The sequence below is a fragment of the Bradyrhizobium sp. WSM1417 genome, from assembly GCF_000515415.1.
Lineage (GTDB): Bacteria > Pseudomonadota > Alphaproteobacteria > Rhizobiales > Xanthobacteraceae > Bradyrhizobium.
Genome location: NZ_KI911783.1, coordinates 6,399,869 through 6,416,415, shown reverse-complemented (window position 1 = coordinate 6,416,415; position 16,547 = coordinate 6,399,869). Strand labels below are relative to the sequence as shown.

Annotated in this window: 14 protein-coding genes; 4 read left to right on the top strand and 10 right to left on the bottom strand. The window is 62.7% G+C overall.

The features are described 5' to 3' along the window. The first annotated feature begins 77 nt into the window (after window positions 1-77). From BRA1417_RS0131430 to BRA1417_RS0131420, 3 genes are read left to right on the top strand one after another with little or no spacing between them, the layout of a single operon-like run. On the top strand, window positions 78-1,205 hold the full coding sequence (locus tag BRA1417_RS0131430; RefSeq protein ID WP_027519183.1) for a mandelate racemase/muconate lactonizing enzyme family protein: 1,128 nt from the start codon (window positions 78-80) through the stop codon (window positions 1,203-1,205). Next, the gene (locus tag BRA1417_RS0131425) at window positions 1,205-2,800 is read left to right on the top strand and encodes a GMC family oxidoreductase (protein ID WP_027519182.1); all 1,596 of its coding nucleotides are present in this window, start codon (window positions 1,205-1,207) and stop codon (window positions 2,798-2,800) included. Before BRA1417_RS0131430 ends, BRA1417_RS0131425 begins: the two co-directional genes overlap by 1 nt. Before the next feature lie 27 nt (window positions 2,801-2,827). After that, entirely contained in the window at window positions 2,828-3,550 is a 723-nt protein-coding gene (locus BRA1417_RS0131420; RefSeq protein WP_027519181.1) for a GntR family transcriptional regulator, read from the top strand. Between the two features lie 53 nt (window positions 3,551-3,603). Here BRA1417_RS0131420 and BRA1417_RS0131415 read toward each other — a convergent pair whose 3' ends face one another. The 10 genes from BRA1417_RS0131415 to BRA1417_RS0131370 all read right to left on the bottom strand — a co-directional run bounded on the left by BRA1417_RS0131415 (window position 3,604) and on the right by BRA1417_RS0131370 (window position 15,053). Continuing rightward, window positions 3,604-5,394 carry a chloride channel protein gene (locus tag BRA1417_RS0131415; protein WP_027519180.1) on the bottom strand — a complete coding sequence of 597 codons (1,791 nt, stop codon included), beginning with the start codon at window positions 5,392-5,394 and terminating at the stop codon, window positions 3,604-3,606. Between the two features lie 2 nt (window positions 5,395-5,396). Continuing rightward, window positions 5,397-6,371: a formylglycine-generating enzyme family protein gene (locus BRA1417_RS0131410; RefSeq protein WP_027519179.1), complete on the bottom strand. Its 975-nt coding sequence runs from the start codon at window positions 6,369-6,371 to the stop codon at window positions 5,397-5,399. A 3-nt stretch (window positions 6,372-6,374) separates the two neighbouring features. Then, on the bottom strand, window positions 6,375-8,018 hold the full coding sequence (locus tag BRA1417_RS41205) for an arylsulfatase (RefSeq protein WP_051448415.1): 1,644 nt from the start codon (window positions 8,016-8,018) through the stop codon (window positions 6,375-6,377). A gap of 33 nt (window positions 8,019-8,051) precedes the next feature. Continuing rightward, window positions 8,052-8,825 carry a GntR family transcriptional regulator gene (locus BRA1417_RS0131400; RefSeq protein ID WP_027519178.1) on the bottom strand — a complete coding sequence of 258 codons (774 nt, stop codon included), beginning with the start codon at window positions 8,823-8,825 and terminating at the stop codon, window positions 8,052-8,054. A 4-nt stretch (window positions 8,826-8,829) separates the two neighbouring features. Then, window positions 8,830-9,882 (bottom strand): ABC transporter ATP-binding protein, encoded by a 1,053-nt coding sequence (locus BRA1417_RS0131395; protein WP_027519177.1) that lies wholly within the window; start codon window positions 9,880-9,882, stop codon window positions 8,830-8,832. Next, window positions 9,879-10,718, bottom strand: coding sequence for a carbohydrate ABC transporter permease (locus tag BRA1417_RS41200; RefSeq protein ID WP_051448414.1), 840 nt, complete (start codon window positions 10,716-10,718; stop codon window positions 9,879-9,881). Before BRA1417_RS41200 ends, BRA1417_RS0131395 begins: the two co-directional genes overlap by 4 nt. Next, the gene (locus BRA1417_RS0131385; protein ID WP_198034876.1) at window positions 10,715-11,650 is read right to left on the bottom strand and encodes a carbohydrate ABC transporter permease; all 936 of its coding nucleotides are present in this window, start codon (window positions 11,648-11,650) and stop codon (window positions 10,715-10,717) included. Before BRA1417_RS0131385 ends, BRA1417_RS41200 begins: the two co-directional genes overlap by 4 nt. Window positions 11,651-11,652: 2 nt before the next feature. Then, window positions 11,653-13,047: a sugar ABC transporter substrate-binding protein gene (locus tag BRA1417_RS0131380; RefSeq protein ID WP_027519175.1), complete on the bottom strand. Its 1,395-nt coding sequence runs from the start codon at window positions 13,045-13,047 to the stop codon at window positions 11,653-11,655. A 220-nt stretch (window positions 13,048-13,267) separates the two neighbouring features. Beyond that, window positions 13,268-14,002, bottom strand: a complete 735-nt coding sequence (locus tag BRA1417_RS0131375; RefSeq protein WP_027519174.1) for an SDR family NAD(P)-dependent oxidoreductase — start codon at window positions 14,000-14,002, stop codon at window positions 13,268-13,270. Between the two features lie 10 nt (window positions 14,003-14,012). Next, window positions 14,013-15,053: a LacI family DNA-binding transcriptional regulator gene (locus BRA1417_RS0131370; RefSeq protein ID WP_027519173.1), complete on the bottom strand. Its 1,041-nt coding sequence runs from the start codon at window positions 15,051-15,053 to the stop codon at window positions 14,013-14,015. Between the two features lie 192 nt (window positions 15,054-15,245). Here BRA1417_RS0131370 and BRA1417_RS0131365 point away from each other — a divergent pair, with 192 nt between their 5' ends. Then, window positions 15,246-16,547, top strand: coding sequence for an ABC transporter substrate-binding protein (locus BRA1417_RS0131365; protein WP_027519172.1), 1,302 nt, complete (start codon window positions 15,246-15,248; stop codon window positions 16,545-16,547).

Genomic DNA, 16,547 nt, shown 5'->3' with positions numbered 1-16,547 from the left:
GTTTTTCCAAGTCATATTATAAATAGGATGACCATACAAGAGCGCCTTTGGTCATAGGCATAGCAGGCCTTTTGAGCATGACATCGTCGTCTTTCACCATTCGCAGCGTCCAGGCTTTTGGCTATCGCTATCCTTTGACGACCGATGTCATCACCTCGTTCGGGCGGATGGCGGATCGGCCTGCCGTTTTCGTTCGCGTCGAGGATACGGACGGTTACGTGGGTTGGGGCGAGGTCTGGTGCAATTTTCCAGCGCCGGGAGCGGAGCATCGTGTTCGGCTGGTCAACGAGGTGCTCGCGCCGGCCCTTGTCGGATTCAAGGCGCAAGGTCCATCAGCTGCTTTCGAGCGCCTGACGCAGGGAACCTCGGTGCTCGCACTGCAATCCGGCGAAGCGGGTCCGTTCGCGCAGGCGATCGCCGGCATCGATCTTGCGATCTGGGATCTCCACGCGCGCCGCCAGAACGTTGCGCTTTGGAAGTTGCTCGGCGGATCCGGGAGCAAGATCAAGGTGTACGCCAGCGGCATCAACCCAGCCGGCTCAGAGCGAGCCGCAGAGGCAGCCCTCGCGCGCGGCTACCGCGCCTTGAAGCTGAAGATAGGTTTTGATCCCGTGGCCGACCGTGCCAATCTGGCGGTCCTGCGGCGGCTTGTTGGCGAAGGCCTGCTCGCCGCTGACGTTAACCAGGGCTGGACCATCGCGCAAGCGCTTGAGCTTGCTCCGCAGCTGGAAGCGTTCGGCCTTGGCTGGCTCGAGGAGCCGATCCGCGCCGACCGCCCGCAGCAGGAGTGGAAGGAGCTCCGCCAGAAAATCGGGTTTCCGCTAGCGGCCGGCGAGAACATCGCCAGCCACGCCGGATTTGCCGAGGTGCTGGGTGAGCGGATTCTCGGCGTGGTGCAGCCGGACATCGCGAAATGGGGTGGACTCTCGGCTTGCGCGGGCATCGCCCGCGATATCCTGCAGTCAGGCAAGATGTTTTGTCCGCATTATCTTGGTGCCGGCATCGGACTTCTCGCATCGGCCCATCTTCTGGCCGGCATCGGCGGCGACGGGCTGCTGGAAGTCGATTGCAATGAGAACCCGCTGCGCGATCGCTTCTGTGGCCCCGTGCTTGATGTCCGGGAGGGTGCGATCGAACTCAGCGACGCGCCAGGTCTTGGGCTCACGCCTGATCTTGCGTCGATCGAACAGTACCGGACCGCGTGATGTCACTCCAGGGCTACGATTACATTATCGTCGGCGCGGGCTCCGCCGGCTGCGTGGTCGCAAACCGGTTGTCAGCCGATCCCGCCTGCCGCGTGCTGCTGCTGGAAGCCGGTGGATCGGACCGGAATTTTTGGCTAAGGCTTCCGGTCGGGTACTATCGGACCATCTACAACGAACGTTTCTCGCGCCTGTTCAGGACCGAACCGTCGGAAGGCAGCGGCGGCCGTTCCATCGTCTGGCCGCGCGGCCGTGTGCTCGGCGGATCCTCGTCGATTAACGGGCTGATCTTCATCCGCGGCCAGCACGAGGATTTCGACGACTGGGAACGCCTTGGCGCCGATGGCTGGAGCTATCGTGACGTTCTGCCGTATTTCCGGCGCTACGAACGCTACCGCGGCGGCGAGAGCCAGTTTCACGGCGGCCTCGGCGAGTTCGAGGTCTCCGATCTCCGCAATGACAATCCGGCATCCAGGGCGTGGGTCGAGGCAGGCGCGCAGTTTGGCCTGCCACGCAATCTGGACTTCAACGGCGCAACCACGCTCGGCGTCGGCACCTACCAGCTCGGCATCGGGCGTCACTGGCGGACCAGCTCCGCCTCTGCGTTTCTGCAACCGATTGCCGGCCGTCGAAACCTCTCCATCATTACCCATGCGCATGTCAGCAAGGTGGTTTTCAACGGACGCGTCGCGACCGGCGTCGAATGGATCAGCAAGGGACAGGTGCACCGCGCGACAGCCGATCGCGAGGTCATTTTGTCGGGGGGGGCGCTGCAGTCGCCGCAAATCCTCCAGCTTTCCGGCGTCGGTCCTGCTGATCTACTGCGCAAGCTCGGCATCCCCGTCGTTGCCGATGCTCCGGAAGTCGGCGCAAATCTTCAGGACCACTATCAAGCCCGGCTGATCGTCCGCCTGAAGGAGCGGATCTCGCTGAACGATCAGGTCCGAAATCCGGTCGAGCTTGCGAAGATGGGCCTGCAATGGATGCTGGCAGGCCGTGGCCCGTTGACGGTCGGCGCAGGGCAGGTGGGGGGCGCAGCCTGCACCGAATACGCCGTCGGCGGCAGGCCGGACGTGCAGTTTAACGTGATGCCACTGTCGGTCGACAAGCCCGGTGAGCCCCTTCACACCTATTCCGGATTTACCGCTTCGGTCTGGCAATGCCACGGAAAGTCGCGCGGCCGGCTTGCGATCAGTTCGACCGATCCGTTCGAGCAGCCGCGGATCGCGCCCAACTATTTCGCCGAGGAGATCGATCGCAAGACCATCGTTGCGGGCCTGAACATCCTGCGCGAGATCTACCAACAGAAGGCGTTTCGTCCGCTGTGGGACATCGAGGTGGTGCCGGGAGATGCAGCAACGGACGATGCCGGGCTGTGGGATTTTGCGCGCAACACGGGTGGCACCGTGTTTCACTGTGTCGGGACCTGCCGCATGGGCCGTGATGAGCGAGCGGTGCTCGATCCGCAGCTGCGCGTGCGCGGCGTCGAGCGGCTCCGCGTGATCGATGCCTCGGTGATGCCGCAGATCACTTCGGCCAACACCAACGCGACCAGCCTGATGATCGGCGAGCGCGGTGCAGCTCTTGTCATGGCCTGATCGGTTCATTGATCTTCCGGAGGCGAGATGGAATTGAATTCCGACAGTCACGTCCCCAAATACGCGCAGATTGCCGACATCTTCCGCCAGCGGATTGCGCGCGGCACCTGGACCCGTGGCTTTCGCCTGCCAGCCAACGAGGAGCTTGCGGCCGAGTTCGGCGTGTCGCGCGTCACGATCCGTCAGGCGGTCGAGCTGCTTGCCCGCGACGGCGTCATCGGGGCCCAGCAGGGACGCGGCACGTTTGTCACGGGCTCTTTGCGGCAAGATCGGTGGCTCAAGGTCGAGACTACGCTGTCCGATCTTGCGGACATGTACCGCGACACCTCGCCGGAGATCATCAACATCTCGGAGAGCCGCAGTAATGCGCCGCTGCTTCCCGAAGACGGCATGCCGGCCGAGAAATACGTCTTCATGCGCCGCCTGCACTCACGCCGGAAGCAGCCTTACTGCGTCATTTCCATCTATCTCGACGAGAAGATCTTTCGCAGGTCGCCAAAGCGTTTCCGCAATGAGACCGTGATCCCGATCCTCAACGATCTCAGGGATCCCGCGATCGCCAGCGCCCGTCAGACGCTGACGATCGGCGCCGCGGATCTGGAGGCGGCGCGGCTGCTGCGCGTGCCGCTGAACTCGCCCGTGGCCGAAGTCCGTCGTGTCTTCACAACGAGCGACCGTACAGTGATCTATCTCGGCGAGGTCACCTATCGCGGCGATTTCGTGCGTATCGACATGGACCTGCGGCCGTAAAAGCGCGATGCGGCTTTCCGGCCAGGTCATGCTCAAACCCGGACTTTGTCTGTCTACCGGGAAAACAATTCCTGGTTCCGACGCTCGAGTTCTTCGCCATAGGTGCGCAGCACGTGCGATTCGCTTAGCGTTCCGATCGCTGTGCGACTGTCGGCAGGGTCAACGACTGCCAGGACGTCTGCCTCGCTGCGCTCGAAGGCTTTCAGGATCTCACGAACCGACGTAGTCGGGAGGAGGCATTCATCCTGTTGCTGCGCCAGCGATCCGAGCGGCTCGTCGTCCCGGGTGGCGACCGAATGCAACGTCGCGGCCGGAACGATGCCGGCATAAGCGTCGTTGGGGTCGAGCAGCACGACCTGCCGGACCAGCGCCGGCGAAAACAGCCTTTGCGCCTCGCCGATCGGCATCGTCGTCGGGGCGTTCTCGAAGTCCGTGCGCATCAGAGACGCCGCGCTCATTTGCCTGGCCCAGCCGATGTCCTGCGGGCCACGGATGACCTCGCCCCGCAAATGGAAGCGCCACGTCGCAAAGCTGTAGCCGAAAAGCTCGCGGACAATGAGCGCGCAGACCGATGATGCGACTACCGCGCCAACTGTGACGGAGAAGTCGCCGGTGATTTCGAGCGCGAGACAGACCATGCTGAACGGCGCGCCCAGTACGCCGGTGCCCAGTGCAGCCAGCGCGGCAATGGCAGCGGTTCCGGGTTGCAGGGCGAGCGTAGGAATGAGGCCGGTCAGCACGAGGCTATAGAGCTGCCCGATCAGTGCGCCGAGCAGCAGCGAAGCGAAGAAAAGTCCGCCACGAAATCCAGAACCGAGCGAGATGGCTGAGGCAAGAATCTTGAACCCAATGGTCGTGGTGAGCAGGAGCCAGGTCGGATTGCTGACGAGAAGGATCTGCATCGCGCCATGGCCTGCCCCCAGCACGGTCGGCGTCAGCAGGGCGAGACCGCCGAGCAACAGGCCTCCGAGGATTGGCCGTACTAATCCCTTGAATACCGTGATGCGCTGAAAACACCTTTCCGAGAATGCGACTGCGAGCATGACGATAATACTGACGAAGGCGCAGATGACGCCGATCAGCACGGCCTGCCCGATCATTTCGAAGGATACAGGCGAGGGGAAGCCGGGCACCATCAGGAACGACTGGTGGGTCAATTGCCGCGCAACCAGCCACGCAGTAACAGCGCTTGCAATGACGGGAACGAGTGCGGCGGAGGTGTACGCGCCCAGCACGACCTCGAAGGCATAGAAGGCGCCGGCCAGAGGTGCCGAAAACGCTGCGCTGATCGCACCTGCTGCGCCGCAGGCGACCAGGAGCCGCATGTCGTTACGTCGTGCGGCGAGGCGCTGGCCGACATGAGAGCCGAACATCGCGCAGATCTGGGTGTAGCCCGCCTCCAGTCCGACCGATCCACCGAAACCGTTTGAGAGCAGGGTCTGCATCGAAATCAGGAGGCTGCCACGAAACGACAGCCGGCCGCCATAGAGCGCATTCGCCTCGATCGCGTCGGCGAGCTGCTGGCCCTTTACGCGTCGGGCGAAGTAAAGCCCGATCAGCGCGAGCACCAGGCCGCCGAGCATCGGGATCAGCAGTGTTCGCTGCCACGAAATCACGCCGGTGGCGCTGAGATGTGCGTCGACAGGAATGTCGAACAGCAGTGCGTGAGAGACCTGGCTGAGGCTCGAGATCGCGGCCACGAGCACGCCGCCGAGCAGTCCGACGACGATGGCGACCAGCACCAGGCCGGTCTCGCGATTGCGCACGAAATTGCGCAGGAACAACGGCAGCAGGCGGACGCCGGGAGTACCGGCCGGCTTGGCAGGATGGGGTGCCGACTCCATAACTACGCCGGATCCCGCAACGGCTCGGTACGCACGACTCGGAAGCCGATATTGCTCGACGAGGAGTTGGGGGTATTGGAGCTTCGCGCCGCGACGCGGTAGCGGTTGCAGTAGGATTCGTGGCAGAGGAAGGATCCGCCGCGCACCGAACGGTTCGGAGCCGGTTCGCGGTTCAAGGGATCGTTAGATGTAGTGAGGCGGTGATAGCTCGGCGAAAAATAGTCCTCGCACCATTCCCAGACGTTTCCGGCGACATTGTGCAGGCCGTATCCGTTTGGGGCGAATGCATGAACGGGCGCCGTACCAAAATAGCCGTCGTCGATGGTATTGTGGCCGGGAAAGTTGCCCTGCCAGATATTGCAGCGATGCTCGCCGTCGGGCTGCAGCTCGTTGCCCCACGGATAGGTGGCCTGGTCCAACCCGCCGCGCGCGGCCATCTCCCATTGCGCTTCGGTCGGCAGCCGCGTGCCCGACCATTCGCAGTAGGCCTGAGCGTCATTCCAGGAGATATGGACGACGGGATGGTCGAGTCGGTCCAGAATGCTGCTCGCCGGTCCCTCTGGCTGCGCCCAATATGCGCGCAGCACCGGAAGCCACCATGGTGTTTCCTGAACGCGTGTCAATTGGACGGTGCGCGTCTCTTCCGGCAACAAGCCTTCGAAGACAAAACTCCAGCCGTAGCGTTCGGCCTCGGTCGTATAGCCCGTAGCGCGGACGAAGTCGCCGAACTGCAGATTGCTCACGGCATGACAGGCGATGGCGAACGGCGACAAGGTGACCGGCCGTACCGGGCCCTCGCCATCTTCGACAAACCTTTTGTCGGCCGAGCCCATGTGGAAGGTGCCACCGAGTAATGAGCTCCAGCGGCGCTGGATCGTCGTTGGACTAGGGGGGATAGGTCCTTGCGCCTCGCTGGACGGCGCCGACTCCTTGCCGGCATCGCCTCGGGTGCAGCAATGTGAACGATCCCCGGTCATGTGCTATTTCTGCTTCTCTTCTTCCCAGAAGGCCGTGCCGCCTTCCGCCCTCATCAATTCGAGAATCTTCTCGCGCGGGATCACGCCGCAACGATTCGCCCATTGCTGGTATTGCGCCGTCATCTCGCTGACGCGATCCGGATACTGTGCGGCCAGATCGTTCATCTCGGTGCGGTCCGCTTCCATGTCGTAGAGCTCCCAGGGGCCAGGATATTTCCGCACCAGCTTCCACTTGCCGACGCGCACGGCCGCATTGCCTTCGTGCTCCCAGAACAGCGGGCCCCGATTGCCATAAGCCGCCGTGAATGATGGCACCAGGCTTTCGCCCTCGCAGGGCAAAATAGGGCTGCCGTTGTATTCACTGGGGTAGGTGGCACCGGTAACGTCAAGAATGGTCGCCATCACGTCGGTGAGTTGGCCTGGATTGTGCCGCAGGCCGCCCTTTTCGGAGATGCCGCGCGGCCAGTGCACAATGAACGGCGTGGCGATACCGCCCTCGTGAACCCAGTGCTTGTAGAGCCGGAACGGGGTGTTGGAGAGATTGGCCCAGGCGGTGCCGTAGCTCTGATAAGTGTCCTCGCCGCCGGGCATAAGGCTTGGATCGTTGCCGAAACGCACGGCCCTGCCGTCGCGGGTCTTTGCCTGCGCGATCATGAGCTGGTCGACCAGCTCCTTCGCAGTGACGCCTTCCGGAATATCCTCAGCGCAGGCGCCGTTGTCCGAGAGGAAGATGATTAGCGTGTTGTCCATCTGGCCGGTTTCTTCCAGCGCCTTCAAGATACGCCCGATGCCCTGGTCCATCCGGTCGATCTGGGCCGCGTAGACCTCCATGCAGCGCAGCGTCCATTCGCGCTGCTCGGCGTCGGTCCAGGCGGGCTGGGTTGGATCGCGGTCGGTCAGGCGCCAGTTCGGATGGATGATGCCGTCCTCGACGAGGCGCTTGAGGCGGTCCTCGCGCAGCTTGTCCCAGCCGGCGTCGAAGCGACCCTTGTATTTTGCTATGTCATCTTCATGGGCGTGGAGCGGCCAATGCGGGGCAGTGTAGGCGACGTACTGGAAGAACGGCGCGTCGGGCTTTTCCGCCCTGTGCTGGCGGATGAAGGCGGCTGCCTGATCGCTGATAGCATCCGTATAGAAGAACGACGGGTCCTTGACGGCCTCTTGCTCGATATTGTCGTTGCCGCGGGTTAGCGTATTCGGGTGATAGAAACTGCCGGCGCCGATGATGGTGCCATAGAAATGGTCGAAGCCGCGCTGCATCGGCCAGGCGTCGGTCGGCTCGGTGAGGCTGCTGGCGATATGCCACTTGCCGCTGAGATAGCTCGTATAATTCCTGCTCTTGAGCGCTTCGGCGATCGTCACGCAACTCTTGTTCAGATTGCCGGCATAGCCTTCCGGACCGTTGCTATAGGTGAGGATGCCGATGCCGGTCTGGTGCGGATGCAGGCCGGTGAGCAGCGAGGCGCGAGACGGGCTGCAGCGCGCGGTGTTGTAGAATTGTGAGTAACGCAGCCCGTTCGCCGCAAGACGATCGAGGTTCGGTGTCTGGATCTCGCCGCCGTAACAGCCGATGTCCGAAAAGCCCATGTCGTCATTGAGGATGAGCAGGATGTTGGGCCTATCAGAGGTCTTTGCGCCATTCGGCATGTTTTATGTCCTCGTTATTGACGTGTGGCGTTGTCAGGAATGGCGACGCGTCAGGCTGATGCTGAGGCGGAAATATTTTGGCAGGTAGACGGCGCGCAGAAGTTCCAGCGCCCGTCCTTCCCTGCCGAAGGTGACGCGTTCGATGGCGAGCAGAGGCGAGCCGACCTTCACGCCAAGCAGTTTTGCGCTGCCGGCGTCGGCAAGATCTGCGCTGATCGTCTGCTGCGCGTCCTTGATGGTGAGGCCGAGCTCGTCCTCGAAGACGCGATACATGATAATCGAGACCAGGTCGCGCTTTTCGAGCTCGAGACCGATCTCCGGCGGATAGAAGGCGTGCTCGATCGCGATTGGCGTATCGTCGGCGAGCCGCAGACGCTTGAGTTGCCAGACGGCGCGCTCGCGCAGCTGCTCGCGAACGGCGGCATCGTGGCGATTGGTCATGCCTTGCTGCAAAATCCTGGCGCCGGCATGGTAGCCGGCGTCGCGGATGGTCTCCGAAAAGCCCATGAGGCGGCCGACCCAGTTCTCGGGCTGGTTCGAGCGCAGGAATGTGCCGCGGCCGCGTGAGCGGTCGAACATGCCTTCGTTCACCAGCGGCGCAATGGCATTGCGGATTGTAATGCGGCTGACGCTGAAATGACGGCCGAGCTCGGCCTCGGTCATCAGGCGGCCGGTGGCGTCGATCAGCTTGCCGTCCCGAACCTGACTGCGAATGGACTCGCGAATCTGGACGTGCAGGGGCGTCGAGCCTTCCGCGACATCGCTGCCGAGCGGAGCGGACTTCTTCTTGTGGGTTTGAACAGCCATGGTGTCAGAGCCGCATGCGGGTCGTGGGATCGAACAAATGAATGTCCTGGGGACGGGTGGTGATCGAGATGGTCTCGCCTTCGCCGGGGATGTTGCCGTCGCTGACGCGCATGCGGATCATGATGCCGGCGCAGTCGAGGTCGAGCACGGCGGTATCTCCGAGGTCCTCGATCAGGTCGACGCGCGCGCCGAGTCCACCCTCCGTCATGCGCAGGGCGCCGGGGCGAAGCCCGACCACCACATCACGCTCGCCCGCGGTTGTGGTGGTCGTCTTGAGACGATGCCCGGCAATGATCACGTCGCCGTCGACGTAGCGGGCGGGGACGAGGTTCATCGGGGGATTGCCGATGAAGCCGGCGATATCAATCGAGTTCGGGCGGGCGAACACTTCTGCGGGCGTGCCGATCTGCTGGATCTCGCCTGACATGAACACCGCCATGCGGTCGGCCAGCGTCATGGCCTCTTCCTGGTCATGGGTGACGTAGACCGCGGTGACGCCCAGGGAGCGCTGCAACTTCTTTAATTCGGCCCGGGTCTCCAGCCGAAGCTTGGCGTCAAGGTTGGAGAGGGGTTCGTCGAGCAGGAACAAGCGCGCCTTGCGCACGATCGCGCGGGCGAGTGCGCAGCGCTGCTGCTGACCGCCCGAGAGCTGGCCCGGCTTCCGGTCCAGAAGGTGGTCGATCTTCACTTTTCTGGCTGCTTCTTGCACGGCGGAAGCAATCTCGGCCTTTGGAAGCCTGGCCATCTCGAGTGGGAAGGCGATGTTCTCGGCGACGGTCATGTGCGGATAGAGCGCGTAGCTTTGAAACACCATGGCGATGTCACGATCGCGCGCGTCAGTCGAGGTGACGTCCTTGTCGTCGATCAGCACTCGGCCGGCAGTCGGCGCATCGAGACCGGCAAGGATGCGCAGCGTCGTGCTCTTGCCGGAGCCGGACGGGCCGAGCAGGGCAAAAAACTCGCCCGGCTTGATTTCGAAATTGACGCCCTTAAGCGCGGCGAACTCGCCGTGCATCTTGACGATGTTGCGAAAACTGACCCGACCCTGGCCGCTCATCGGCGCCCTCCGCCTTTGACTGCACCGACCGTCAGACCCTTCACGATGTGCTTCTGCGCGACTACTCCGAGCACGACTACAGGAAGCATGGCCAGGACCGAGACAGCTGCGAGCTTGGCCCACAGCGTCTGCTCGACGGAGACGAAGTTGAACATGGCGACCGTGACCGGACGCACCGTGTTACCGCTGAGCACGACCGCGAACAGAAATTCGTTCCAGGCATTGAGGAATACGAACACGACGGTGACGGCGATGCCGCCGCGGACCTGCGGGATGATGATGCGCCACAGCGTCTTGAGCCTGCTGGCGCCGTCGAGATAGGCGGCTTCCTCCATCTCGAAGGGAATGTCCTCGAAATAGGATACCAGCAGCCAGATCGCGAAAGGCAGGGAGAACGACAGGTAGATCAGGATGATGCCCTGATAGGTATCGATCCAGCCGATGTTTCTAAGCACCAAGAAATAGGGGATGATGATGCCGACTGGCGGCAGCATCTGTGTCGCCAGGAGATAGAAGCCCGCGAACTTCTTGCCGTGAAAGCGCAGCCGCGCCAGCGCATAGGCCGCAGGCACCGCCATCAACATGGTCACGATAGTAGTGCCGACCGAGATGATGGCACTCGAAAGGAGGTTCGGGAGGATCGATCCGGAGCCGAACAGCACGTCGCGATAGGCCTCCAGCGTCGGCGAGAAAACCAGCTTGGGCGGATAGGCGAGCACATCGGAATCAGTCTTGAGCGAATTCAGCACGCTCCAGATGATCGGGAAAGCCCAGGCCAGCAGGAAGACGATGGAAATCGCGAGCAGGGCGATGGCGCGGAGGCGCTTTGCCGTCACTTCGCCCTCCGCAGGGCAAACAGGATGCCGGAGATGATGATGGTCACGATCAGCAGCGCCACCGCCAGCGCCGCACCGTACCCGATTGACAACTCAGTGAAGGATTTCCTGTAGGCATAGAGGTTGAGGATCTCGGTCGCGGTCCCAGGGCCGCCGCCGGTGACGGTGAAGATCGCAGCAAACGCCGTCAGCGCCACCATCGTCCGCATGATGATGACCATGACGATCGCGGGCCGCAGCAAGGGCAGGGTGATGCGGCGGAAGCGCTGCCAGGCGGAAGCCCGGTCGAGCCGCGCGGCCTCATAGATGTCCTCGGGCAGTGAGGCCAGCGAGGCCAGCAGCACCATGAACGCGAACGGCGTCCATTGCCAGGTATGGATTGCGATCACCGAGACCATCGCAAGCGTGGGATCGCCGAGCCAGTTCTTGCTGCCGAGACCGGCGTTGATGGCGAGGAAGTCCACGATCCCGAATTCCGGTGCCAGCATGAAAGTGCGCCAGATCATGCCGACCACGGCCGGCGACAGCACCACAGGCAGGATCGCGATGACACGAAACCAGCCTTGGCCGCGCTTCATGTCCATCACCAGCAAGGCGAGCGCCAGCCCGATGATGACCTGCAGCGCGACGGTCGAGCCGGTGTAGACGAGGCTGACCAGCAGCGAAGTCCAGAAGCGCTCGTCGGAGAGGAGCACCTGGTAATTCTCGAAGCCGACGAAGCCGTTGGTGAACGGCATCGCCAGATCCATCCGGAACGCGCTGGTATAGACCAGGAAGAGCAGCGGGAACGTCGTCGTGGCGAGCAGGGCAAGAAAGGCCGGTGCAAGCAGGGCTGCTGCAAACCGGCGCTCGCGCTGGGCCAGGATGCGGCCGAAATCGCTGCGAGGCGTCTCGCGGGCAATGTCAGCCGATGTCACCGCTGACGTAGTCACGTTCAGCCGCGCATCATCGGTTCGATACGACGCTGCGCATCGTCCAATGCGGCCTTGATCGTGGCCTGGCCGGAGAGGGCCGACTGGATCGCGGTTGCCATGGTGTCGCCGATCGCCGGCCATTGCGGCACGCGCGGACGCCAGTCGACGTCGGTGTCGTCCTGCAGGGCGCCCATCGTGGCCTCGACGAAGTTCTCGCCAAAGCCGTTCATCAGCTTGATGTAATCGGGATCCTTCCAGACGGAGGTGCGGTTGACGCCCGAGCGCTTGGTCGGACCGCCGAAACGATGCGCAGTGCGCGCTTGGGTTTCGGCGCTCGCAGCCCACTGGATGAAAAGCCAAGTAGCCTTTCGCTTCTTTTCTGGCAGCGCGGAATTGATTGGAAAACCCCAATTCCAGATCGAGGTGGTGCGCTTGCCCGATGGGCCCTTCGGCCAGCGCGCATAGGCGACCTTGCCGATCACCTTGGATTTCTCCGGATTGTTGATGACCGAGGCCGACGAATGCGCGTCGATGTAACTGGCGACGGTGCCTTGCGAGAAGGCATCGGCGATATCCGGCCAGTTCCAGTTCGCCGCTGCCGTCGGCGCGTACTTCTTCATGATGTCGACGTACCAGGCGAGCGCCGCCTCGGCCTCGGGACCGTTGACGGTGAGCTTGCCGCCCTTCATCCAGTCGCCACCGAACTCGCGGAAAATCGACGGATAGATGTACATGTTCTGGCCTGCGCCGGCGACGCCGCGCAGAGCCGCGCCCCAAACGCGGTCGTTTGGCGTGTTCAACGCCGCGGCGTTCGACATATAAGCTTCGAGCGTATCGGCCGGCTTAAGGCCTTTCGCATCGTAGAGGTCCTTGCGATAGACCTGAATGGTCACTTCGCCGTCATAGGGCATGCCGTAGAGTTTGCCGTCGATGCCGTTGGCGCTGCGCCAGGCCGGAATGATGTCATCGAGCTTGAACCAGGCCTCATCCGTCAGCGACTTGTCCTTCAGATAGGTGTCGAGCGGCTCGACCCATTTGTTCGCGGCGTAGAGCGCGTAATACATGGGGTCGGCGGCGTGGGTCGCGTAGGTACCGGTCTTCGAGGTCAGGTCGATGACGCTCTTCTGCCGGATCTGCGCCGGGGGGATCTTTTCAAAACGGACATCAATGCCGGTCAGCGCCTTGAACTGAGGCGCCAGCGTGATCAGGTTTTCGAAGTAGCTCGCCGGGATAACCGCGACAGTGATTGTTTCGCCTGATACCTGCTGCCAGTCGATCTTGGCGGACTTGTACGGCGCGAGGTCGGCATCCTGCGCGGCGGCCTGTCGGAGAAGAGTAGGTCCAAACGTCGCTAGAGCCGCTGCCGCGGTTCCGGTTTTGATGAGCGTTCGTCGCGTCGGCTTGAATGACGTCATACGGTCCTCCCAAAAATCCGGATTTCGCGCTCCGGTTAGTAAGGACATTTGCCTAAATGTTATAACAAGTCAACCGCGGCAGGGTTGCCGCTCGTCGTTGCCATAGGACGTCATCTTGCGCGCCTCGGAACTCCGGCGCTCGCTTCCAGAGATGGTTTGAAGCCGACGATGCGCCGCTTGACGTATCCGTTGATGTCCAGCCGCCGGTGCTCGCGCGACGTCAACCTGCGAGAAACCCGCCATCCACAGCAACCACAGTACCGGTCGCATATTGCGACGCCGGCATGCACAGGAACGCGACGGCGCCGGCAATATCTTCCGGCTGTCCCCACCGCTTGAACGCGGTGCGGTCGGCGATGCGCTGGTAATGCGCGAGATCAGTCCGGCCGGCGGCGTTGATCGCGGTCTCGATATAGCCGGGCGCAACTGCGTTGACGCGAATGCCCTCTTCGGCCCACTTCAAGGCGAGTGCCTTGGTCAACATCACGACGCCACCCTTACTGGCGCAATAGGCGGGGATACGCGGTAGCGCCAAAACCGCGTTCATCGAGGCGATGTTGACGATCGATCCCTTTGCCTCCGCAAGCAGCGCGCGAAAAGCCATGCAGGTCCGGAAGGTGCCGGTGAGATTGACATCGAGAACCTTCACGAAAGTCTCGATCTCGAATTCTTTGTCGCGGGCGAGAATCCCGGCGCAATTGACGAGCGCGTCGACCCGCTTGTACTTGTTGGCGAAGAATTTGACGGCCGCATCATCGGTGACGTCGAGCGTCCCGAGCGTGAGGCCCGCGCGCGGCTTGAGGAGTGTGCGGGCGAGATCGGCATCGTTGGCGCCAGTTGCGGTCACCGTCGCGCCGAGATCGCAAAACTGGTTGCTGATTGCTGCGCCAATGTCGCCGGCGCCCCCGATCACGATGGCATGAAAGCCGGAGGCTAGAGAGAAGTTCAAACTCATCGGGACTGTCTCACTTCAGGGATTTTGGAGGTGGCGCCGTCGACTCGCGGACCACCAGTGAAAAGTCGATCTCGCGGTGCATGATGGTCTGCTCGCCGGCGAGGCTGCGCACCAGATATTCGCCGGCGCGTTGCCAGGTTTCTCCGGTCGGAACGTGAATCGTGGTCAGGCTCGGTCGCAGATGGCGGCTCCAGTCGAGATCGTCGAACCCAACGACCGACAGATCTCGTGGTACCGAAAAGCCGCTGCGTTCCGCCTCGAGCAGCACGCCGTAGGCGATGACGTCGTTGCCGCACACTACGGCTGTGGGACGATCCTTGAGCCCCAGGAGATAGCGCGCCGCTTCGCGGGCGTCGTCCAGCGTATAGGGCACCTCGACATGCCATTGCGACGGCAGTTCGAGGCCGCTCTCGGTCAGCGCGCGGCGAAAGCCGGCAACGCGAGCGCTGGCACGGTCGTTGTTGCGCTGGAGAGCCGAGACGATCCCGATGCGGCGATGGCCGAGTTCGATGACATGGGCGGCGGCGCGATGGGCGGCCGTTTCGTTGTCGGTGCCGACGCAAGGGTAGGGCCGGTCGGGCTGGTATATGCCGACATTGATGAACGGCACCGCGTTGTCCGCGAGCAGCTTGCGCAAGCCGTCGTGATGGCAGTCGCCGCGCAGCACCAGGCCGTCGACGCCGCGGCTGATCAGATTGCGCGCCTGCTGCAATTCGACGTCAAGATCGTAGCCGCTCGTCGTGAGGAACAGCATGTATCCGACCGACGACAGATAGTGCTGCAGCGAAGCGATGCCGCGCGCGAACATCGTGTTGTCGATGGTCGGCACGATCGCGCCAAGAGTGCGCGAGCGACGTGAGGACAGGATGCGCGCGGGCGCATGCGGGATGTAGCCGAGCGCGTCAATCGCCTGTTCGATGCGCACGCGCAGAGATGGGCTCACCGCATCCGGATTGTTGAGGGCACGAGAGACCGATGCGGTTGAGACGCCGGCGCGGGCGGCTACGGCGCGGATGCCTTGTTTCACAGACTTGGCGTCGCTCAGTCCCATGAATGTAACGGTACATGTTGCGCCGCAAACCCGGGCGGTGATGGTAATCGCATGTATTTGACGCAGATCACGCAGTTTGTCCATCGCTTGACACGGCGAGCGTGAGGTCTATTTTGTAACCGTTTTCAGATGTGCAGGAACGTGTTCAAAATGGTCCGCCAGCTTAAGGCGGCCAGCCGGGAGGAGAGTCCAATGAAGGCCAGGATGCTCGCGACGCATCTCGCGTTGCCCGTTCTCGCGATCGCCGCTGTTGGCGCGCCCTCGCACGCCGCCGATTTCGACTGGATGAAGTTCAAGGGCAAGACCGTCACCTTTCTCGCCAACAACAATCCGGTCGCGCAGGCGCTCCTGACCTACAAGGTCGATTTCGAGAAGCTGACCGGCATGACCCTCAAGGTCGACGGTTATCAGGAACAGCAGATGCGCCAGCGTCTGGTGACCGTCATGAATGCGAACAGCGATGAGGTTGACGTGTTCATGACGCTGCCCTCGCGCGAGGGCGAGCAGTTCGCCGCCGCCGGCTGGTATGCCGACCTCACCACGATGGCCAAGAACGAGGTGGCCAAGGACTACGATCCGGCCGGGCTCAGCCAGGCCCTGCTGAAGGCCGCGACCTTCAACGGCAAGCTCACCAGCATGCCGATGAATCTCGAAGGGCCGATCTTCTATTACCGCACCGACATCTTCAAGAAGTGCGGTCTCGAGGCGCCGAAGACCATCAAGGACGTCGAAGCCGCCGCGGAAAAGATCAAGACCTGCGACAGCGCGGTGACGCCGTTCGTCTCGCGCGGCCTCAAGCCCGCGGTCGCCTACACCTTCAGCAACATGCTGCACAATGTCGGCGGCACCTATATCGCCGACGGAAAGTCGAACCTGTGCTCCGCCAAGGGCAAGGAAGCGCTCGAAACCTATAGCCGGCTGCTGCGCGACTTCGGTCCGCCTGGCGTCGTCAATTACAGCTTCCAGCAGATTTCGGCACTCTATCGCAGCGGCCGCGCCGCAATGGCGTTCGAATCGTCCAACGAGCTTCGCACCGTCATGGACGGTGGCGCGCGGTTGAAGGACACCGGTCTTCTGCCGTTCCCGGCGGGGGAGGCCGGCCAGGTGCCGACCACGATCGGCTGGGGCATGGCGGTATCCTCGCACAGCAAGCAGCCGGATGCGGCCTGGTATTTCGTGCAGTGGGCGACCAGCCCCGAGGTGCAGAAGAAGATGGCGCTCCAGGGCATTGCCCCGCCGCGTCCATCCGTCGCCAAGGATCCGGAGTATCGTAAATGGATCGATGAGGAGCCGGTGCGCAAGGAATGGCAGGCCGCTCTCGACGTGCTCGCCACCAAGGGTTCCTCCGAGGTCGGCTATCCCATCGTCGCCAATCCGGAATCGCGCGAGTTCATCGGCCAGGCGGTGCAGGACCTGATCCTGAAGCAAAAGCCGATCGACCAGGCCTGCGCGGATGCCGACAAGGCGCTCGATGCGCTGATCGCCCAGAAGTAA